General features: G+C 37.2%; 21 protein-coding genes. 15 read left to right on the top strand and 6 right to left on the bottom strand.

Annotated features, from left to right (window positions below):
* Nucleotides 1-38 precede the first annotated feature (38 nt).
* A complete protein-coding gene (locus FR7_RS15040) occupies nucleotides 39-617 on the top strand; it encodes a hypothetical protein (protein ID WP_007931883.1) in 579 nt (192 codons plus the stop codon).
* 87 nt (nucleotides 618-704) lie between these two features.
* Nucleotides 705-1,493, top strand: coding sequence for a HipA family kinase (locus FR7_RS15035; protein WP_007931880.1), 789 nt, complete (start codon nucleotides 705-707; stop codon nucleotides 1,491-1,493).
* A 7-nt stretch (nucleotides 1,494-1,500) separates the two neighbouring features.
* Here the strand turns inward: FR7_RS15035 and FR7_RS15030 are convergent, their stop codons facing one another.
* The gene (locus FR7_RS15030) at nucleotides 1,501-1,971 is read right to left on the bottom strand and encodes a MarR family winged helix-turn-helix transcriptional regulator (protein ID WP_007931877.1); all 471 of its coding nucleotides are present in this window, start codon (nucleotides 1,969-1,971) and stop codon (nucleotides 1,501-1,503) included.
* 502 nt (nucleotides 1,972-2,473) lie between these two features.
* Complete coding sequence (locus FR7_RS15025) at nucleotides 2,474-2,893, bottom strand: C-GCAxxG-C-C family (seleno)protein (RefSeq protein ID WP_007931875.1); 420 nt, start codon at nucleotides 2,891-2,893, stop codon at nucleotides 2,474-2,476.
* Between the two features lie 367 nt (nucleotides 2,894-3,260).
* On the opposite strand from FR7_RS15025, the gene FR7_RS15020 reads away from it, so the two are divergent.
* Nucleotides 3,261-3,803, top strand: a complete 543-nt coding sequence (locus tag FR7_RS15020) for an HDIG domain-containing metalloprotein (RefSeq protein ID WP_007931874.1) — start codon at nucleotides 3,261-3,263, stop codon at nucleotides 3,801-3,803.
* A gap of 122 nt (nucleotides 3,804-3,925) precedes the next feature.
* Here the strand turns inward: FR7_RS15020 and FR7_RS15015 are convergent, their stop codons facing one another.
* Nucleotides 3,926-5,377, bottom strand: coding sequence for an aminotransferase-like domain-containing protein (locus FR7_RS15015; RefSeq protein ID WP_007931871.1), 1,452 nt, complete (start codon nucleotides 5,375-5,377; stop codon nucleotides 3,926-3,928).
* Nucleotides 5,378-5,505: 128 nt separating this feature from the next.
* On the opposite strand from FR7_RS15015, the gene FR7_RS15010 reads away from it, so the two are divergent.
* The 3 genes from FR7_RS15010 (at nucleotide 5,506) to ygiD (ending at nucleotide 7,922) form a co-directional block, all read left to right on the top strand.
* Nucleotides 5,506-6,117 carry a LysE/ArgO family amino acid transporter gene (locus tag FR7_RS15010; protein ID WP_007931869.1) on the top strand — a complete coding sequence of 204 codons (612 nt, stop codon included), beginning with the start codon at nucleotides 5,506-5,508 and terminating at the stop codon, nucleotides 6,115-6,117.
* A gap of 85 nt (nucleotides 6,118-6,202) precedes the next feature.
* Entirely contained in the window at nucleotides 6,203-7,060 is an 858-nt protein-coding gene (locus tag FR7_RS15005; protein WP_007931867.1) for a Cof-type HAD-IIB family hydrolase, read from the top strand.
* Nucleotides 7,061-7,118: 58 nt separating this feature from the next.
* On the top strand, nucleotides 7,119-7,922 hold the full coding sequence (gene ygiD, locus FR7_RS15000) for a 4,5-DOPA-extradiol-dioxygenase (RefSeq protein ID WP_237714794.1): 804 nt from the start codon (nucleotides 7,119-7,121) through the stop codon (nucleotides 7,920-7,922).
* A gap of 83 nt (nucleotides 7,923-8,005) precedes the next feature.
* Here ygiD and FR7_RS14995 read toward each other — a convergent pair whose 3' ends face one another.
* Nucleotides 8,006-8,929, bottom strand: coding sequence for an AraC family transcriptional regulator (locus FR7_RS14995; protein WP_007931863.1), 924 nt, complete (start codon nucleotides 8,927-8,929; stop codon nucleotides 8,006-8,008).
* A 139-nt stretch (nucleotides 8,930-9,068) separates the two neighbouring features.
* Between FR7_RS14995 and ddlA the strand changes: the two genes are divergently transcribed.
* On the top strand, nucleotides 9,069-10,163 hold the full coding sequence (ddlA, locus tag FR7_RS14990) for a D-alanine--D-alanine ligase (RefSeq protein ID WP_007931861.1): 1,095 nt from the start codon (nucleotides 9,069-9,071) through the stop codon (nucleotides 10,161-10,163).
* A 79-nt stretch (nucleotides 10,164-10,242) separates the two neighbouring features.
* On the opposite strand, the gene FR7_RS14985 is transcribed toward ddlA, so the two are convergent.
* The gene (locus FR7_RS14985; protein ID WP_007931858.1) at nucleotides 10,243-10,677 is read right to left on the bottom strand and encodes a universal stress protein; all 435 of its coding nucleotides are present in this window, start codon (nucleotides 10,675-10,677) and stop codon (nucleotides 10,243-10,245) included.
* A 160-nt stretch (nucleotides 10,678-10,837) separates the two neighbouring features.
* Between FR7_RS14985 and FR7_RS14980 the strand changes: the two genes are divergently transcribed.
* Nucleotides 10,838-11,362, top strand: coding sequence for a DUF456 family protein (locus FR7_RS14980; RefSeq protein WP_237769532.1), 525 nt, complete (start codon nucleotides 10,838-10,840; stop codon nucleotides 11,360-11,362).
* Between the two features lie 17 nt (nucleotides 11,363-11,379).
* Here the strand turns inward: FR7_RS14980 and FR7_RS14975 are convergent, their stop codons facing one another.
* Nucleotides 11,380-12,078, bottom strand: coding sequence for a YetF domain-containing protein (locus tag FR7_RS14975; RefSeq protein WP_007931854.1), 699 nt, complete (start codon nucleotides 12,076-12,078; stop codon nucleotides 11,380-11,382).
* Between the two features lie 181 nt (nucleotides 12,079-12,259).
* Here FR7_RS14975 and FR7_RS14970 point away from each other — a divergent pair, with 181 nt between their 5' ends.
* The 7 genes from FR7_RS14970 (at nucleotide 12,260) to FR7_RS14940 (ending at nucleotide 21,006) form a co-directional block, all read left to right on the top strand.
* A complete protein-coding gene (locus FR7_RS14970; protein WP_007931853.1) occupies nucleotides 12,260-13,447 on the top strand; it encodes an MFS transporter in 1,188 nt (395 codons plus the stop codon).
* Between the two features lie 34 nt (nucleotides 13,448-13,481).
* Nucleotides 13,482-13,808 (top strand): DUF1904 family protein, encoded by a 327-nt coding sequence (locus FR7_RS14965; protein ID WP_007931852.1) that lies wholly within the window; start codon nucleotides 13,482-13,484, stop codon nucleotides 13,806-13,808.
* 215 nt (nucleotides 13,809-14,023) lie between these two features.
* Nucleotides 14,024-15,463 carry an NAD(P)/FAD-dependent oxidoreductase gene (locus FR7_RS14960; RefSeq protein ID WP_007931851.1) on the top strand — a complete coding sequence of 480 codons (1,440 nt, stop codon included), beginning with the start codon at nucleotides 14,024-14,026 and terminating at the stop codon, nucleotides 15,461-15,463.
* A gap of 212 nt (nucleotides 15,464-15,675) precedes the next feature.
* Nucleotides 15,676-15,924 (top strand): hypothetical protein, encoded by a 249-nt coding sequence (locus FR7_RS14955; RefSeq protein WP_007931850.1) that lies wholly within the window; start codon nucleotides 15,676-15,678, stop codon nucleotides 15,922-15,924.
* Nucleotides 15,925-16,167: 243 nt separating this feature from the next.
* A complete protein-coding gene (gene nifJ, locus FR7_RS14950; protein ID WP_007931848.1) occupies nucleotides 16,168-19,710 on the top strand; it encodes a pyruvate:ferredoxin (flavodoxin) oxidoreductase in 3,543 nt (1,180 codons plus the stop codon).
* A gap of 178 nt (nucleotides 19,711-19,888) precedes the next feature.
* On the top strand, nucleotides 19,889-20,500 hold the full coding sequence (locus tag FR7_RS14945; protein ID WP_007931846.1) for a GNAT family N-acetyltransferase: 612 nt from the start codon (nucleotides 19,889-19,891) through the stop codon (nucleotides 20,498-20,500).
* A 35-nt stretch (nucleotides 20,501-20,535) separates the two neighbouring features.
* Nucleotides 20,536-21,006 (top strand): pyridoxamine 5'-phosphate oxidase family protein, encoded by a 471-nt coding sequence (locus tag FR7_RS14940; RefSeq protein ID WP_007931844.1) that lies wholly within the window; start codon nucleotides 20,536-20,538, stop codon nucleotides 21,004-21,006.
* Nucleotides 21,007-21,120: the final 114 nt, after the last annotated feature.

Below are 21,120 nucleotides of genomic sequence, written 5' to 3'. Positions count from 1 at the left end.
AATTAAATAGTATTACCGCATAGGGGGGTATATAGTGTATGAGCATTTTTACAGAATTACGGAATCAATCACTCGTTAGAGAACTAGAACGGGAATTAAATACCGATATAGTGTTATTTGGTTTTGATGGATTCGCATATTTTGGTAATCTACAGGCCGTAGAAGATTGTCGTATTGCCATTCTTTCTCCAGGAATAGAAGCCGATTGCAATGCGGTGGAAATTCTTACTCCAGGGGGAGAAATCTTACATGTGGATTTCACGCGGGTAGATTTGTGGAACATAGTTGCTAAAGGGACCGCTATCGTAGATGATCCTTTTGAAAATTTAAACACAGAGGCATCTCGAATTGATTCCGAAGAAGCAACAGAGCGCACGGAAAGTCGCCATTTAGTTAAAGTATTATGCCGTATGGTCGGTGATGGGGTTGTAATAACAACTCTTGGTGGATTTGCTATTGAAGGTACGCTCATTGCCATCGATGATTGCTTGGCAATTATTTCTAACTCACAGATTTTTGCTCAGGGCAGTAATGATCCGATTTCAGATTCAAGGATTCGATCTGCAGTAGTTAATCTTGAAGCTTTGACCTCTGTTTCTGGAGATCGATGTTGTTGAATTCATAATGCTTAATTGTCAAAGACTCGGTATGCATTTGTACCGGGTCTTTTTTAGTTAGCAGTACGTTGAGAGAAGGTAGAGGATATGCTTATTGCGATGAAGCATTTTGGGAGCGTGGGAATAGGAGTCACTGCGCCTCAACTATTTCGTGCTAATGATAGAAAGTTTTATGTTGTTAAGTTACAGAACAATCGACTGGGGCCTAAAGTATTGGTAAATGAATTTTTAGCGGCAAAGCTGGGAGAAATGCTAGGTTTATGTTTTCCAGTAAGTTCGAGTATTGAAATTGAGGAAGACATTATCTGGCAAAGTCCAAAGCTTCAAGCAGCGGGTACACCTATAGGGCAGCATTTTGCCTCACAGTATCTGAATCATACAGAATATGTGGGAAAGGACAATTTGCATAACGCTGTTAACATTACTGAAATGGCGGGTATCTTATTATTTGATTCTATGTTTCACAATGGAGATCGTACTAATAATAGAAAAAATCTTTTATTGCACAAGGAAAAATCAGGATACAAAATATATGCGATTGATAATTCACATTTATTTCGAACTACCAGATGGACGATTGCTCTTCTTAATCGTATCAGTAGAATTATCCAACCATATTATCGTTATTCCTATGCCTTATTGCTTAACGATTGGCTTTCACCGTCGCATTTTTCCCCCTATGTGAGAAAAGTAAAGGAAATGAGCTATGAATCCATTTGTGAAATCGTTGCTCAAATTCCAGAAGAATGGCTGCCAGATGATAGTGAACGGCAAGCATTGATCAATTATGTGATCTTACGCCGGGATATGGTAAAGAATATTGAACAAGCATTGTATAAACAAATTCCTAAGTCAAGAGGTGGATCGAAAGAGTAGTATAGTATTATTTTTGCGAAGATTTTTCTTGAGAATTTAAATTTTCTTTGATGAGAAGTGCATTTTGAGTCATTTTTTCGAGAAGTATATATGTCATTTGTATTTCTTCCGGTGTAAAGCCTCGTGTGAGAGACGTAGTCCATTGTGTTAGCGTGGATTCAAGAATCGGTTGAAATGATCGGCCTTTTTCGGTTAGATATACTTGGTTGGCGCGGCGATCGAGTCTATCAACATGCCGTTCAATATATCCTAGTGATTCTAATTTCATAATCGCGCGAGCAATGGTTGTTTTGTCAATTGCTACATGCTTGCTGATTGTATCTTGCGTAACTCCTTCCTGCTGATAAAGGAAAGTGAGGCAAGCGTAATATCCATTACCGCTTCCTAGACTGTAAGTTCCTAAATGATGATCAAAAAAAGATTGTCCAATTCTATATAAACCAGAGATCCATTTTCCAATGTAGGGTATTTTCTGCATGCTGCTCCTCCTTAAGACAATTATACTATATATAATAGCGACATTAGGAATGAGAGAGCAACTATAATTTGAAATTTCTTTGTAGAAATGATGCATAAAAACAATTTAGATTGTTACTTTATCAGTAATGGAAATATATATACTGTTTATTTATTTCAAAGATAGTAAAGCATAAGCATCAATTTACTGTAGAAATTTAACTATGAAATTTTTAAAAAATAGATTGAAAATTAAGTTTATTTGTAATATAATAAGCTTAATTCAAGAAAGGAGGATAAAAAGTAAAAAGTACGAAGGAAGAAATATGAGATTGGAATGGGGTGGTTCGATTACAGCAGTTAATGAAGGGTGAGCCACAATTATATATATAGTCAGTTACGATAATACGAATGAGTACAACTAGTGTTGTACTGGGAACAGAGCAGCGCTATATTGCTCTTCCCATTACGATAATAATGTAACGACGATAAGAAGAGGAAGCTTTCTGCTTCCTCTTTTTCATTTATGCATGTTGGCTTTCTTCTTGTTCTTTTTTAATAATAGTATCGAGAGCTGCGGCGGCTTTTGCAATTACATCTCTGCATTTGATATCTTCCCTGCGATAACGATTTTTTAAGGGATTACAGTCAATATCACCCATTTGTTCCCGATAGGTGTCAAATAATTCTTGTGTTAAGATTTTAATTTTGTCACTTTCGTGGGCCCTGTCTTTAACAAACAGGATACCTAATACCATAATAGCAGCTGTCAGAGCTCCGCATACACTGCCAATGGCCATCCCTCCGCCAAAGCCTGATGCAATTCGCAAAGCCTCGGGAGTCAAACCTAATTGATACACTTCATTAGCACCATATAGTATTTTTTCGGCACAGTTAAGATCTTCTGGTTCTCCATAACCTTGTTCAATCAAAGTACTCAACATAATCCATTTCCCTCCAGTGCTCCATCCCAGTCATATTTTTAGATGGACTAAGATTTTCTTTATAATATAGAAAAGATACTTATATTATAAAGAAAATCTTTCCAAAGAGCCAAGACATTTCTTTTTTTTATGGTAACATTATGAAAACAGTAAATATTGATGTGAGTGGATTTAACAGCAGATTCATTTTTTCTACTCACTATTCCTTCATTTATGTTATAATAATCAAATGATTATACAACATTATAGGACGATATGATTCGATAAGTATCTTGGGATAAAACAATCATCCTTTTGTAGAAGAATCATGAATAGCATTTCTTAATGAAGGGGAAGCTTACCCCAAAATGTATTGGAGGAAGAAGAAATGGATACAACAAGAGAAAAGGCGTGGAGTATTTTAACACAGCATGTACAAGAAAAACCACTATTAAATCATTGTTTAGCAGTAGAAGCTGCTATGCGTGCTTATGCTGCAAAATATGGTGAAGATGTAGAGTACTGGGGAGCTGTAGGGTTGCTCCATGATGTTGATTTTGAGAAATATCCTGAAGAGCATCCAGGCAATGCTAAAAATATGCTAAAGCCTCACGGCTATTCAGACCAATTTATCATTGATATAGAATCTCATGCTAGAGATTGGGCACCAGAAAGAAGCTTATTGCAAAAGGTGTTGCTCGGAGTTGATGAACTTACTGGTTTTATTATTGCCTGTGCTTTGGTACGTCCCGATAAAAGTATCGCAAATTTGCAAGTAAAATCCGTTATGAAAAAAATGAAGGATAAAGCATTTGCCAGGGCCGTTAACCGTGAAACCATTGTACAAGGCGCACAAATGTTAGAAATCGAGCTGCAGGAACACATTGAGTTTGTTGCAGCAGCATTAGCAAAAGATTTTTCCATGTCATAGTAGTAAAAGGTTTACCTCTTAATAAGGGAAGAGGCAAACCTTTTATTACTTTAATGGCAATGTATTAAATGTGTATTGATTGGTCTGCCAGGTATGAAATAGTGATTCAAATAGATAATGAACTACGTCTTTAACGTTCTGATAATCACGGAAAGTCGATACAGCCCTTCTTTCATTTCAGATAATGAGGCATAGGAGTAGGATAGGCGGAGATGGCGGTTTGAAAAATAGTCATAGATACTTCCAGGATGAATTAAAAGACCTTCATTCAGGGCAAGGTTAAAAAGCTTTTGCATGGAAAGGGGATGGGTCAAGCTGAGCCAAATATAAAAGCCACCTGTCGGAACTTGCCAAGTTGCAATATCTGCAAAATAGGTTTGTAAACTTTTGCAAGCTGCTTCGCGACGAATATGCAGTGCCTTTCGTACTTCTTCTAGATGTTGTTGGTACAGTCCGCTGGCAAACCATTCTGCAGCAGCCCATTGGGATAAGGAGCTTGATCCATAATCATTTTGCATCTTCACATCTGCTAACCGTTCAATAACCGGCTCAGGTCCAACAATCCAACCAATTCGTAGTCCTGGGCTGAGTGATTTTGAAAGACTGCCGATGTAGAGCACAAGTCCTTCTCTTTCAAGAGCCTTTAACGGTATAGGTGGAGGTGAATCGAGCCAAAGTTCCCGATATACATCGTCTTCAATAATAGGTAATTGTTCTTGTTGGCACAAATGGATAAGGTCTCTGCGTCTTTGCTTTGTCATTATGATACCTGTAGGGTTGTGAAAACAAGGAATGGTATATAGTAAATTTGCATTTTTATGTTGTTTTTGAAATGCAATGGGAGCCAGCTCAATTCCTTCTTCATCAAGAGGAATACCAGAAAATTGCATATTCATGGATTGGAACAATTTGAGGGAAAAAAGATAGGAGGGCTTTTCAAGCAAAATAGTAGAGTCTTTTGGCAGTAAGCTTGAGCATATGAGTTGCAAAGCCTGCAATGCGCCTGATACGATCATAATGGATGATGCAGAGGTATCAATCCCTAAAGAGCGTAAATAAAGACGGATTTGCTGCCGGAGAAAAAGCAATCCTTTCGGTTCTTCATAACCCAAAGAATGAATACGTTCTGGTAATTTTCGTAGTATCGTGCTCATCATGTCCCTGGGGAAGAATTCTGGAGAAAGCTCGCCAGTGCCTAAACGGATCATATTGGGTTTGAACTCTGCCTGATTGATTTCTTGAATGATTTGAAGGTTAGGAAGGTAGAGTCCCTTATCTAGGTAAGAATTCCAATTCACAGTTGGAGTAGATGCTAACACTGACCAGGTATTGTTGGCTACCCAAGTGCCGCTTCCTGCCCGCGTTTCCAATAGTCCGTCTGCGATTAATTCATCCAGTGCAATGGTCAGGGTACTGCGATTTACTTGAAGAATATGAGCGAGCTTGCGTTGAGGAGGCAATTTGCTGTGAATTGGCCATTCGCCAAGAGTGATTTTATTTTTTATATACTCTATGATTTGTCGATATAAGGGCATGGAATCTTTGTGATTAGGTACCCAGTCAATCGTTAGCATAATTTTCTCCTTACCGGCTGTTTTCTTGATTATAACAAATTGGTTGGGAGAAAAACAATCCAATTGGCTGAAGACATTTCAGTTTAATTTCACTATACTGAGGAAAAACGGTATAGGGAGCGAGAGTAATGCAAGCTTTTCTTCATGGAATGATTCTGGCTATGGGACTCATATTGCCTTTAGGAGTTCAAAACTTATTTGTTTTTACACAAGGAGCAGCCCAGCCAACCTTTTTACGAGCATTGCCTGTGGTCATTACAGCCTCCCTATGTGATACTGTATTGATTGTATTAGCAGTTCAGGGAGTTTCATTATTTATTGCAAGTTTTGCCTGGATTAAGATCCTTTTCCTGATGATTGGAGTTGGTTTTTTGGCATATATGGGCTGGTTGACATGGAATAGCACATGGGCAGGAAATGATGTTGGTGCAGGAAAGGGGCTTGGCGTCAAACAGCAGATTGTTTTTGCTGTTACAGTGTCTTTGTTCAATCCCCATGCTGTACTTGATACAATTGGTGTTATTGGAACAAGTGCGATTCATTATACAGGAAATGAAAAAATAGTATTTACTATGGCTTGTATTCTTGTATCTTGGTGCTGGTTTTTTCTTCTAGCTGCTATTGGATGGAATGTGGGAAAGAAAAAGAGCTTTACTCAGCTATTTGGATATATCAATAAGGTATCGGCGATTTTTATGTGGTTATCCGCTGTATATATGATATACAATAGTGTTTTGTAAAAAAGGATAATCGAAAAGAAGAAGAGAAATAAAAAGAAATAGTAATATAAGCGTTCATCCCAATATATAGAAAGGTGACACTACTATGAGATTAATTGCAACAGATTTAGATGGAACTTTATTAAATGAGGAACATGAAGTAAGTAAAGAAAATATAAAAGCGATCCAGCGTGCGCAAGAGCAGGGAATTGAAGTAATTGTTGCAACAGGCAGGACCTATTTTGATGCTGTTTCGATTTGTAAGAAATTTGGATTGAATACCTATTTGATATCCTATAATGGTGCGGCGATTCATGATAAGATCGGTCAAGAAATTTCATCCTTAACAATGGGGCGGGATGACGTGAGATATATGGTAAACTGGTTGGAGGAAAGAGATTATTATTATGAAGTTTCCACCAATAAGAAAATTTACATTTCTTTTCATGCGAAAGAAATATTGCAAAGGGAGGCACAGCGGTTAAAAGGCACAGCCTTTGAAGTGGATTCCACTTATTTTGAAGAAATAGTAGAACAAATCTTCAGTCAAAGCGGTATGACTCCTGTGAAAAACTATGAGGAGGCTATGGATGCCGAGGAAGCACTGTATAAGGTTTTTTGCTTTTCTTTTGATGATAAAAAAAGGCAAATTGCGATTGAGAACTTTGCTGGAATGAAGCAGTTTTTAATGACATCATCCATGACGAATAATTTTGAGTTGGGGAATAAGGATGCCTCTAAAGGCAATGCATTAAAAATAGTGGCAGATCGTTTAGGAATTTCCCTGGATAAGGCAATGGCAATTGGAGATAACTACAATGATGTTTCTATGATGGAGATTGTTGGATTTAGTGTAGCTATGGGAACGGCAAAAGAGGATATCAAAAAATTATGCAGTTTTGTGACCTATGGCAATGATAAACACGGTGTTGCCCATGCAATCGAAAAATTTATGTCTATATAAGGTGAAAGAGTGCTATTTTTAATGACTTCTTAGAAAGTCTTATTTAGGACGGCAAAGGATGAGCATAATTGGAGGTCGGCTGAATATGAAAAAATCTCCCGTATTATTCTTAGGTCACGGTTCACCCATGAATATCATTCTTGAGAATGAGTATACAGCGAGTTTAGTGCAGTTGGGACAGTCTCTTCCTAGACCAAACGCGATTTTAGTCGTATCAGCTCATTGGCTTACAAAAGGTACCTATATTACAACCAAGAAACAGCCAGAAACCATTTATGATTTTTATGGTTTTCCTCAGGAATTGTACGATATTCAATATGCATGTCCAGGAGTTACGAAACAGTTGGAAGAGGCAGCAGCTATCTTTGAGAATGCCTCTGTTCAATATGACGGGCAACGTGGATTAGATCATGCGGCATGGTCTGTTTTAAAGCATATGTATCCTAAAGCGGATATACCTGTAATGGAAATGAGTCTCGATTATCAAAAGACACCCCAGGAGCATTATGAATTAGCCAAGAAACTTGCTCCTTTACGGGAACATGACATCCTTATAATTGGCAGCGGCAATATCGTGCACAATTTGCGTTTGATTGATTGGAATATGGAGGCCAAAGCTTTTGAATGGGCTGTACATTTTGATAATATAGTCAAAGAACATTTAGTAGCTGGCAATCATCAGCCGTTGATCGAATATAAAAAACTGGGTAAAGAAGCCTTATTGTCCGTACCCACCGATGATCATTATTTGCCTTTCTTATATGCTGCAGCATTACAAGATACAGATGACGAGCTTGCTTTTACCTATGAAGGTTTTCAGAATGCATCCATGTCTATGCGGTGCCTTTCTTTTGGAGTGTAATTAAATTAATATAATAAGAGGAAAGTACTTATTGAGCGGATCAGCAAGTACTTTCCTCTTATTATTTGTGATTGAAGGATTTGTTATGAGTCATTTATATCTGATTGGTGAAGCTGATGATATTGATTCGCCGATTTTTCTTGTTCTAAAAACATTTTATAGTGCTTTTTCGGTGAGAGGCCAAAGGATTTTTTAAAAGATCTTACAAAGTTTGAATAATCACCAAAGCCGCATTCAATACACGTAGTAGTAATAGACTTGCCTCTTTTAATCAGAGCATTTGCTACAATTAACCTTTTTTGTAAAATATAATTATGGACAGTATAACCTGTTTGCTGTTTAAATTTACGCATTAAATAGTATTTGCTCAGATAAAAAATAGAAGCTAGATTGTCCATGGATAAATCTTCTTTAAGATTCGTATTGATATACTCTAATATGCGTCCTATGGTTTCATCATATTCAATGTCTGGATACTCAGTGTCAATGTCAATGCCTAAATACAGTCTGTTTAGCTGAACAATATATTGCAAAAATAATGAGTTCTTTAGCACTTTACTGCCAAATTCGCGGCTTTTGCAGGAGTCCTCTAATTGAGATAAAATTCCTTTAATCCCAATGAGTACATCAGGAGCTAACCGTAGTAAATTCAATTTTTTTTCAGCAGCTAATTCAAAGCATTTTTGCAAATTGCATTCATTATCACTATGTTGTAATAAAAAAGCTGAATTTACCCAAATCACAATTCGCTCATAGGTTTCACCTTGATCAATTATCGGTTTATGAATTTCATTGTTGTTTACTAAGAGAATATCCCAAGGTTTTAATTTGTAGGTCTTACCTTCAATTAAGTAGGTTACTTTACCAGATATAAAAATAATAATTTTATTGAAATCATGGTAGTGAAATTCGAACTGGATATTCTTGTTATCTTTCAAATGGAAAAATTGAAAATCTTTATCTAAGTAACCCCTTTTATAATGTATCTCCTTGCTTTCTATTTCCATAAAGAGCATCCTTTCTTCTGTGTAGCGCTTGTGATACTATTGTACAGCATTTTTTACAATAATATGAGCATTTTTAGCAATCATTATAGTGAAAAATATTACTATACTAAGGAGAAAAGAATAGTTAGGAGCTGAAAAAATGATGAAAATCAATGTGGCGTTACTGTTTGGGGGCAAATCAACAGAACATGAAGTTTCTTTGCAGTCAGCCAAAAATATTATACATGCAATTGATAAGGAAAAATACGAACTTACTTTAATTGGAATTGATAAAAGAGGGCAATGGTTCTTATGCGATCAAGAGGATTTTCTGATCAATGAGGATAGCCCTAAAGACATTATGTTAAAGCACAAAGGTGTGGCTGCTGCTTTCCAGATGAGCAAGGAATCAGAACAGCTTATTTGTTTTGCAGAAAAAACATTTACGAAGAGTATTGATGTAGTGTTTCCCATTCTTCATGGGACATATGGAGAGGATGGTACAGTACAAGGATTGTTAACTCTAGCCAATATACCTTTTGTAGGACCAAGTTCTTTAGGATCAGGAATTGGGATGGATAAAGAGGTTGCCAAACGTCTTCTTAGAGATGCTGGCATTCCAGTGGCGAAGAGTTTGACATACCAGCACTGGGAACAGCCTGGAATAGACTTTGAGACTGTGGTGGAGCAGCTAGGACTGCCAGTTTTCGTAAAACCTGCTAGTCTTGGTTCATCAGTGGGGATTAGCAAAGTGAAACAGCAAGATGAACTTTTTGCGGCGATAAAAGAAGCCTTTGCCTTTGATCACAAAATTATAATAGAAGAGTGTATTGAAGGGCAAGAAATTGAATGTGCCATATTGGGCAATGAAAATCCGATTGCTTCTGCAGTGGGCGCTATTATTCCCCGGCAAGAGTTTTATTCTTATGCTGCAAAATATATTGACGATCAAGGAGCTGCAGTTCAAATTCCTGCAGACATTCCAAAAGAAATAGCTGCATTGGTACAAGAGCTGGCAATCAAAGCCTTTCAGGTATTGTGCTGTGAAGGGATGGCTCGCGTTGATTTCTTCTTAACGAAAGAACATAATGTTTTGATCAATGAGATTAATACGATTCCAGGCTTTACAAAAATAAGTATGTATCCTAAGTTATGGGGAATTAGCGGTATTTCTTATACCGATCTGATTGATCGATTAATTCAATTGGCTTTGGAAAGAAATATAAAAGATAAAAGGATCAGAAAATCCTATTAATTATTTTTTGATCCTAAATATAATAAGCAGTCAGGATACATAAATCATCCTGACTGCTTTTATTACAAGAAATAGTATATTATTTAATGATCATCACTGGAACAGGAGAAGATTGCGATACATTATTGCTAATACTTCCTAGAAAGAATTCACTAATGCCGCTCAAGCCTCTGGAGCCGATTATAATTAAATCATAGGCATTATTTGATGCCAAAGATAATATGCGTTCTGCTGGATGACCAAACTCTAAGTTTGTTTCGAATGTAGGGTAGTCACCAATCCGCTCTTTTGCTAATTCAATGATTTTGTAACCTGTTGCTTCTACCTCTTGAATGTTAAGTGAAATAAAAGGAATTTCTCCATTAATTCCAACGGTTGGTAATGTATAATGAGCTTGAACAACATGAACAATAGTGATGGTACTATGAAACTTTTCTCCTAAGGCAGTAGCATATTCCAAGGCACGCCAAGCGGCTTCAGAGCCATCAACAGGAACTAAAATTTTATTAAACATCACTACACCCCCATTTATTGTTAAGATAAGAGTGATTCTTAACTTATCTATAGTGTAACATAAAGAAGGGGAAAGTGGTATGAAAAAGTCCGATAATTTAGTTAAAAGGTAAAATAGAAGATAAGAGGGAATACTACAAATTACAACATTGAATGAAAGGGTGTGGCCTGTGGAATATACAGGGCTGATCATTAGTATACTATGTGTTCTCTTCATCTTAGCCGGAGTTGTCATGACCATAATGGGCTTGCCTGGCAATACCTTGATTTTATTGACGGGGCTGGCATATGGCTATTATGATCATTTTGATAGGATGGATTATGCTGTTTTGGTGATTGTATTTGGTATTTTTATTATTGGAGAGATTATTGAGTTTATTTCAGGGTTAATTGGTGCAAAAAAAGAAAAAGCATCGAAAAGGGCAATGTTTGCTCCTTTTATCGGCACGATTGTGGGAGGGATAGGGGGAACGGCCGTATTGCCGATTATCGGTTCTTTGTTAGGAGCCTTATTAGGAGCGTTCATTGTTACTGTGTTAGCAGAGTATAGTAAAACCAAAGATTTAGCACAAGCTAGAAAAGTGGCTAAAAGTGTGGTAAAAGGACAAATTTTTGGTGTTATTATTAAGTCAGCTGCTGCAGTCGGCATGGCGATTCTATTAATCTATCAGCTAAAATGGCAGTAATCCAAATGAGTTTTCAGTTAATCTTGATGGCTGCCTTTGGCGCTTATGAATAATTGTCCTTTTGAATCAATGACTCCATACATGACATGAGAGGCATTTTTAATATTTCGAGATGATAATTGTTCTTCGAGCCAGATATGAGTAAGATTTTGTTTCTTTAAATTTTCTTCAATAATCTCGCCGTCCATAATCAATTCTACTGGAAGTAGAGGGTCCGGGAGATGAATATTCATATCACTCTTAGTTAATGGCTGGAAACCTGATTTTTTGATAATACTCATCTCTCCTGTAGTTTCCAGTATGGCATATTGTATTTCGCTTATATCCACAATATCTTTGCCGCGCAGCAAGGTGTTCAACTCATCCATATCAAAGCGCAACGATTTCATATTTTCTTTGATGATACGACCATTTTCAATTAGAATGCTGGGAGAACCTTCAATCAATTTTCGAAATGGGCGACTCTTCATGGTACAGATCGACACTATGTAAGTAAGAGCCGCAAAAAGTAGTAAATCATAATAATCACTCCATACTTTGTCAGGATCGGATGAAGCAATAGTAGCAGCTAGCGATCCTATGGTAATACCGCTAACGTATTCGTAAAGGGTTAGCTGTCCTACTTGGGTTTTGTCAAGCAGGCGGGTAAGAATCAATAAGGTAACAAAAATTAAAGTTGTTTGCCAAGTATCTCGTAAAAAATCATTCCAGATCATGCGCTATCTCCTTCTTATTCACCAAGTTTTATGATACTAGAGATCTATCAAATTATTCCAGATACGTTTATTTGAATGATAGTAAGATCTCACAAGAGTTAAAATTTCACCAGAATTAGGTCTTTATTATAGAGTAGACCAATTGTGAAAAATATATTAATATTTTTTAGGAGTGATCATATTGTTTTCCATTGTTTCCAAGCTTCCCAAAGCCTTGTGGATTGTTGCTATTGCTCATGGTGTTACCGATTTGTCTGCAGGTGCTTTATTAGTAGCGTTACCCTTTTTAAAAGCAAAGTTTGCCTTAACCTATGCCCAAGTAAGTGCGATTGCCCTTATGCAGAATTTAACATCCTCTGCTAGTCAGCCTTTATTTGGATATTTCAGTGATCGAAGTCCCCGTCCTTGGCTTATGCCTGCCGGCTGTTTGCTTTCAGGAGTGGCGATGCTGGCTTCATTGTGGGCTCCTCACTATTATCTTACATTGTTATTTACGGCGATTGCAGGGCTTGGTATGGCAGCATTTCATCCAGAGGCGGCTAAGACTGCCAGCCAATTAAGTGGCAAAGCGAAAGGCAAAGGAGTCAGTTTATTTGCTGTAGGAGGAAATGCGGGTTTTGCCGTAGGTTCATTGCTATTAGCGACACTATTGTACGGCGGATTTAGTATAAAAGTGCTTCTGTATATTTTTCCTTATGTATTACTGGGAATTCCTTTGATACAAATGACTCGGAATTTAGTCAGACCAGAAGCCAAACAGCCTGGGAGCTTGAAAAGCTTCAGGGCATCTATCAATTGGCCCTTACTATCACTTTTAGGGATGGTACTGTCAAGATCAACAGTAGCTGCGGGTATTAGTACCTTTGTACCGCTATATTATGTATCTTATTTACACGGCAGTGAGATTTATGCGAGTTCTTTGCTAACCGTGTATTTAGCGACGAGCGCTTTTGGGACGCTGATGGGCGGTGCGATGAGTGATCGTTACGGCAGTAAACGTGTAATGATCTATTCGATTTTACCCATCTCTGTTCTATTGTATCTATTCCCTATTGCTGGTGATATTGGAGCCTTCGTTGTGCTGTCTCTTGCTAGTATATTATTATCTGCAACCTTTACCAGCAGCTTGATTTTAGCCCAAAGAATGATGCCCAATAATGTAGGGATGGCTTCGGGATTAACGATTGGCCTAAGTGTAGGATTAGGTGCAATGGGAGTACTGGCATTGGGAAAAGTGGCTGATGTTTGGGGAATGCCTCTAATTTTTACGGTATTAGCCTGCTTGCCAGTTATTGGATTTGTATTAACTTTATTTGTGAAAGAACCAGAGGAGGCAGCAGTAGGATTAGTCGTTCAAGTTAGTAAATAAATGAACATAATAAATACGAAAGGGGTAGAATGAAATGCCGCAATTTCTTATTAAAGGTATGAAAGTAAAAGAGGTGCAAAATATCAGTACACAACTAGTAAATGAACTGGAAGAAATTATTGGTTGTCCCCGTGATTATTTTAGAATTGAATGTGTGGATTCCACCTTGATTAAAGATGGAGATATAATCGCAGAATGTCCTATGGTGCAGGTCAATTGGTTTGATAGAGGACAAGACATTCAAGATAAAGTGGCTACTAGTTTAACGGAAAATATTAAACGAGCTGGTTACGAGCAAGTAGAAATATTTTTTATTGTCTTAGAGCGAAATAAATATTATGAGAATGGAAGACATCTTTAATTTACATTGAGAAGCAGGTCTGCATTATTGTTAGCAATAATGCAGACCTGTTTTTGAGGGTAATAAAATGAATGTTGCATATTAATGCCTCATTTGTTAGTATTAAACTATTCAGACAATTAAATGGATATAAATGGCGTTTAAATCAGTTAAAGAAACTAAATAGTTGCTAAATCCAGGAGAGCATACAATTCAGCAATTGAGGAGGATGTAGCATGTATGATATATGTATTATTGGTGCTGGGGTTGTAGGGACGAATATTGCGCGGGAATTATCAAAATATCAAATACGTGTATGTCTTGTAGAAAAAGAAGAAGACGTAAGCTGTGGTGCATCGAAAGCAAATAGCGGGATTGTCCATGGTGGCTACTCGGATGAACCAGGTACTCTAAAAGCAGAGTTATGTGTAAAAGGGAATCGAATGTATGAACAGTTAAATAAAGAATTGAATTTCGGCTATCGAGAAACAGGCTCCGTAGTATTGGCTTTTCGCGATGAGGATATGAAAACATTAGAAAAACTATATCAATATGGTATAAAAAATGGTGTTGGTGGGCTTGCCATTATTGACGGAGAAAAAGTAAGAGAGCTAGAGCCTTATGTGAGCAAGGAGGTAAAGGCTGCTCTTTATTGCAGGAATGCAGGAGTAACTTCTCCTTATGAGTTTGTTATTGCCTTGGCGGAAAATGCGATAACAAATGGGGTTGAATTAAAATTAAATACTGCCGTCGTTGGAATTGAAAAGGTAGAGGATTATTTTAAAGTAATTACAAATAAGGGAGAAATACAAACCCAATATATTATTAATGCCGCTGGCATATATTGTGATAAAATTTCCAGTTTAATTGGTATTGATGATTTTCATATTATTCCTCGCAGGGGTCAATATGTTTTATTAGATAAAGAACAAAATTATCTGGCGAATTCTGTAATCTTTCAAGTGCCTACTGAACTGGGAAAAGGAATCTTGGTAACGACGACATATCATGGAAATCTGATGGTAGGGCCGAATGCGGAAGAGATAAGTGATAAAGATGACGTAGGTACAACGGAGGATGTATTGGAAAACATAGTGAAAACAGCTAGAATGTCTGTGCCTGATTTTGATATGAAACAAGCAATTACATCCTTTGCTGGGAATCGTCCTATTTCCAGTAAAAAAGATTGGATTATTGAAGAGAGCCGCGTAGCAGGATTTATTAATTTGATAGGCATTGACTCTCCAGGGCTTACAGCTTCCCCAGCCATTGCTTTAAAAGTCGCTGGGCTGCTAAAGCAGGCAGGTTTGGAACTGAGAAATAAGAAGGATTTTATGGCGTATCGTAAGCCTATCATTCAAGTAAAAGATAAAAACTTCAAAGGTGATATAAATTCCACAAATCCTGATGAACATATTATTTGTAGATGCGAGCAGGTAACTGAAACTGAGATTATTGATGCTCTGCACCGTAATATTGCTATCAAATCAATTGATGCGATAAAAAGACGTACAAGAGCAGGTATGGGAAAATGCCAAAGTGGATTCTGTCGCTCGCGGGTAAAGGAAATCATTGCTCGTGAACTTCATATACCAGTAGAGGAAGTAACACAGCGAGGGAAGGATTCACCTGGACTGCCGGAAAGAGCAAAACGAGGAAAGTATATAAAATTGTAAACACAGAGAGTAAATAGCCTTAACTAATTAAGAGTTAGGCTATTTACTTTTTTATACATAGAAAGCATGTATAAAAATAATGAATTGCGAAGGCCATGAAGACATGCAAAGAACAGGCCGGGGTTCAAGAGGTTTTTGCTTATAGCAGGATTTATAGATAAATATGGCTAATTTAATAAGTTATGTATTTTTTGAAAAAAAGGGAGAAAAATATGAAGATTAATATTACTAAAAAAGAGTATCAATTATTTTTGGATATGGTATACCTAAGTGACTGGGTACTACATGCTCATTCAGAAAAAAGAACGGAGGAAAAAAAGCCTTATAAAAAATATGGTGAGGAGGCCATTTTACAAATGTCTATTAGCGAACGATTTGAAAAAGAAATGGCCTTTCATCAGGAATACCATGAAGAGTTTGACAAAAATGGCTTAGATAATTTACGAATTCACAATTTGTAGAAAGAATAAGTGAATAATAGAACTTATAATTTATCAGAAAATTTAGCGAATGTCAATAAAGTTTGCAAAAAAAAAATATTTTTTTTACAGTTATATAGGAATTTTGATTTCAATGTCGAATGATAACTGAGTAGAAAATTGTGGTGAAGTAATTTTGTATGGAATCATGAAGAAAATTTATGAATATTGTATACAAAATTACTTGTCGCATTTAGTAACATAAAGAGAAAGAAGGAGATACTTATGAGAAAAATGAAGACAATGGACGGGAACACTGCTGCAGCTTATATTTCTTATGCCTTTACAGATGTAGCGGCGATTTTTCCAATTACCCCATCTTCACCTATGGCAGAAGCTGTTGATGAATGGTCGGCTCAAGGAAAGAAAAATCTTTTTGGACAAACCGTAAAAGTTATGGAAATGCAGTCAGAGGCTGGTGCTGCTGGTGCAGTGCATGGTTCTTTACAAGCAGGTGCTTTGACTACGACTTACACTGCATCTCAAGGTCTCTTGCTTATGATTCCTAACATGTATAAAGTTGCTGGGGAATTACTTCCAGCTGTTTTCCATGTTAGTGCCAGAGCATTGGCAACCAATGCGCTTAATATATTTGGCGATCATCAGGATGTTATGGCTGCTAGGCAAACGGGCTGTGCATTGCTTGCTGAAAGCAGCGTACAAGAAGTTATGGATTTGAGTGCTGTTGCACATTTAGCAGCATTAAAGGGTAAAGTTCCTTTTATCAATTTCTTTGATGGTTTTAGAACTTCTCATGAAATACAAAAAATTGAAACTATCGAATATGATGAATTGGCAAAGTTATTAGATTTAAATGATGTAGATACTTTCAGAAGAAATGCATTGAATCCAGATCATCCAGTACTTCGTGGTACTGCACAAAATCCTGATATTTATTTCCAAGAAAGAGAAGTTTCTAATAAATACTATGATGCGTTACCTGAAATCGTAGAAAATTACATGGCTGAAATTAATAAAATTACCGGTAGGGATTATCATCTCTTTAATTATTATGGTGCACCAGATGCGGATAGAATGATTATTGCTATGGGTTCAGCCTGTGAGGCGATTGAAGAAACGGTAGATTATTTGAATGCAAATGGTGAAAAAGTTGGTTTATTGAATGTTCATTTGTACAGACCATTCTCCATTGAACACTTCTTTAAGTATATTCCTGAAACAGTAACAAAGATTGCTGTTCTTGACAGAACAAAAGAGCCTGGTTCTTTGGCTGAACCTTTATATCTTGATGTAAAAACAGCTTTCTATAATCGTGAAACTCACCCTGTGATTGTAGGCGGAAGATATGGACTTGGCTCAAAGGATGTAGTACCTGCTCATATTGTTGCCGTTTATGAAAATTTGAAAGCTGATGCGCCTAAAGATGGATTTACCATTGGTATTGTTGATGACGTAACCTTCAAATCGTTGCCAACTGCTGCAGATGTTGATACGACTCCTGAAGGAACAAAAGCTTGTAAGTTCTGGGGTCTTGGTTCAGATGGTACAGTTGGTGCGAATAAGAGTGCAATCAAAATTATCGGTGATAAAACGGATATGTATGCACAAGCTTATTTTGCTTATGATTCTAAAAAATCTGGCGGGATTACAGTTTCCCATCTTAGATTTGGTAAAAAACCAATTAAATCTCCATACTTAATTAACAAAGCTGATTTTGTAGCTTGTCACAATCAATCCTATGTAGATAAATATGATGTATTAGTTGGATTAAAACCAAATGGCAGTTTCTTACTCAATTGTATTTGGGATCAGGAAGAATTAGAAACAAAATTGCCAGGCTTTATGAAACGTTATATTGCACAAAACAATATTAACTTCTACACGTTGAATGCTGTTAAAATTGCGCAGGAAATTGGATTGGGCGGCAGAATTAATATGATCATGCAGTCTGCGTTCTTTAAAATTGCTCATATTATTCCAGTTGAAGATGCGGTTAACTACTTGAAAGATGCAGTTGTTGGTTCCTATGGCAATAAAGGTCAAAAAGTGATTGACATGAATAATGCTGCTATTGATAAAGGCGTGGAATCCATTGTCAAAGTTACTATTCCAGAAAGCTGGAAAACTGCTGCTGACAGTACAAAAGATGAAGCTCATTTTGCTTGTGCTTGCAGCAATGCGAATCAAAAACAAGTACCTGAATTTATTGAAAAAATCCTTATACCAATGAATAGACAAGAAGGCGATTCGTTACCAGTTAGTGCTTTTACTGGCAGCATGGAAGACGGTACATTCCCACTTGGAACGGCTGCCTATGAAAAACGTGGTATTGCAATTAATGTTCCTGAATGGCAAATGGACAAATGTATCCAATGTAATCAGTGCGCATTTGTGTGCCCTCATGCTGTAATCAGACCTGTCTTGGTGAATGAAGAAGAGATGAAAAATGTACCTGAAGGCTTTATTGCAAAAGCAGCCGTTGGTGTAAAAGATTTGCAGTTTAGACTTGCTATTTCTCCTCTTGATTGTACTGGCTGCGGTAACTGCGCACAGGTATGTCCTGCAAAAGAAAAAGCATTGATTATGAAACCGTTGGAAACCCAATTACATGAAGTGAAATTATGGGATTATCTCGCTAATATTTCACCAAAAGAAAATCCTCTGAAAAAGAACACTGTAAAAGGCAGTCAATTTGAACAGCCGTTGTTAGAATTCTCTGGTGCTTGTGCAGGCTGCGGCGAAACGCCTTATGTTAAACTTGTTACTCAATTGTTTGGTGATCGTATGATGGTTGCTAATGCTACGGGTTGTACATCTATCTGGGGTGGCAGTGCTCCATCGATACCATACACAACAAATCATGAAGGACATGGTCCAGCATGGGCGAATTCCTTATTCGAAGATAATGCTGAATTTGGTCTTGGTATGCATTTAGGTGTAAAAGCGCTAAGAGAAAAATTAGCGGGTACGGTTAAAGAAGCTATTGAACTTAATATTAGTGCGGAACTAAAAGCTGCATTGGCAGATTGGTTGGAGCATAAAGATAGCGGTGAAGCAAGCCGTTCCAGAGCAAACCTTGTGGCTAGTCTTGTAGCTGCAGAAAAAGGCGACAATGCTTTATTGAATGAAATTGATAAAAATAAAGATTTCTTGGTGAAAAGATCACAATGGATCTTTGGTGGCGATGGCTGGGCTTATGATATCGGCTACGGCGGTTTGGATCATGTATTGGCGTCTGGTGAAGATGTGAATGTTTTGGTACTTGATACTGAAATCTATTCTAATACCGGCGGACAGGCTTCCAAGTCCACTCCAGCTGCAGCAATTGCTCAATTTGCTGCTAGCGGTAAGACCACTAAGAAGAAAGATCTTGGTATGATGGCTATGAGTTATGGCTATGTATATGTTGCACAAATTGCTATGGGTGCTGATAAAAATCAGACATTGAAAGCAATTGCTGAAGCAGAAGCATATCCAGGTCCATCTCTTGTCATCGCATATGCTCCTTGCATAAGCCATGGTCTGAGAAAAGGCATGGGCTTTAGCCAGCTTGAAATTAAAAATGCCGTTGAATGCGGGTATTGGGGAATGTACAGATATAACCCAACACTGAAAGAAGAAGATAAGAATCCATTCATTCTGGATTCCAAAGAGCCAACAGCTGACTTCCAAGAGTTCTTAATGGGTGAAGTACGCTTTGCGTCTCTCAAGAAACAATATCCAGATTTGGCAGATGCTTTATTTGCGAAAACAGAAAAAGATGCTAAGGAAAGATTAGCAACATATAAAAGACTTGCACAATCGTAAATAGTAATTTCAATTAAAAGAGGCATTTGGCAGCTCGCTAGCGAGCTGCCAAATGCCTCTTTCTTGTATTACCAAAATATTGTATAATAATATCCAATATAATAATGAATATTAGGCTTCTTTACTGAATTCTTATAGAAGTATGATACTATTATTCTAGATTGGAGAGATATGTGTTATGGAAATAGTATATCGCACAGGAAAGCTGGAAGATAGTTTGAAAATTGCTGAGGGAATCGATCGTGCTTCAGGTGGAATTATGGAATTCCTCTTTCACGATTTACTAGGTCAACATACAAGAACCGAGGTGATGGCAAAATCGATAGAGGAGAAACAAGGTACTGATTCGTATGAAAATGCAACCGTTGCAGAGTATCAAGGCAATATTATAGGAATTGTTTATTCTTATTCATCTAAATTCCATGGCATTACTGATAGTACCAGAAGTTTTTTTCCTAGTGACCAGCTTGCAGTTTTAAAGGAATTCTATAATTCAAAGGTTGATAATAGCTGGTTCTTAGATTCTATTTATGTAGACGAAGAATTCCGTGGTACAGGTATCGGCAGTAAGCTGATTACATTAACAAAGCAAAGAGCGAGGGCGAATGGATACAGACAATTGAGTTTAATGGTCATGGCTGATAATACAGTTGCTAGAAGAACCTATGAACGCAATGGCTTTAGAATCGTAAAACACATTGATATACAAGAGCATCCTCTAATTCCTCATAAAGGTGGAGTGTATTTATTAGTTAGTGATGTAAAAGAAGAGTTGCCATCTGATCGGTAATCTGAGGTAAATAAAATGGAGGGGGGATAAGCATAATGGGGATGCGAAGAAAGGATCGAAAAATGGAACAGGGAGAAGCCTATGAACTCCTGTTTCAAAGTAATTATGGTATTTTAGCTACTGTTGATTGTGATGGACAGCCTTATGCGATACCTCTGAATTATGTAGTTAGTGACAATACCATCTATTTTCATTGTGCTTTGGATGGTCATAAACTAGAAAATATTGCTTTGAATTCTAAAGTATGTTTTACTGTGGTGGGAAGAACGAATATTGTGCCAGAACAGTTTTCAACTGATTATGAAAGTGTGGTCGTATTTGGGACGGTCAGTAGAGTAGAAGAAAAGGGCGAAAAGGGAAAAGTCCTAAAAGGTTTTGTGCAGAAATATAGTATTAACTTTGTGCCCGAAGGTGATGTTTATATTGAAAAAGCAAAAGATCAAACAGTTGTGTGCAAAATAACAATAGACAATTATACCGGTAAAAAAAGAGGTTATAAAGTGTAATCTCCTGGAAGACGCTTATGGTAAGGCAACAGTGTTCTTAACATAATCACTGTTAAATGTAAAAGTAAATTCCGCACCATCTTTATGTGGTACGGAATTTACTTTGAGGGTTTG

Origin of the sequence: Pelosinus fermentans DSM 17108, assembly GCF_000271485.2 — a bacterium.
GTDB classification, from domain to species: Bacteria; Bacillota; Negativicutes; order DSM-13327; family DSM-13327; genus Pelosinus; species Pelosinus fermentans.
Note: the sequence above shows the minus strand (reverse complement) of the source record. Positions and strands in the feature narration are given on the sequence as shown.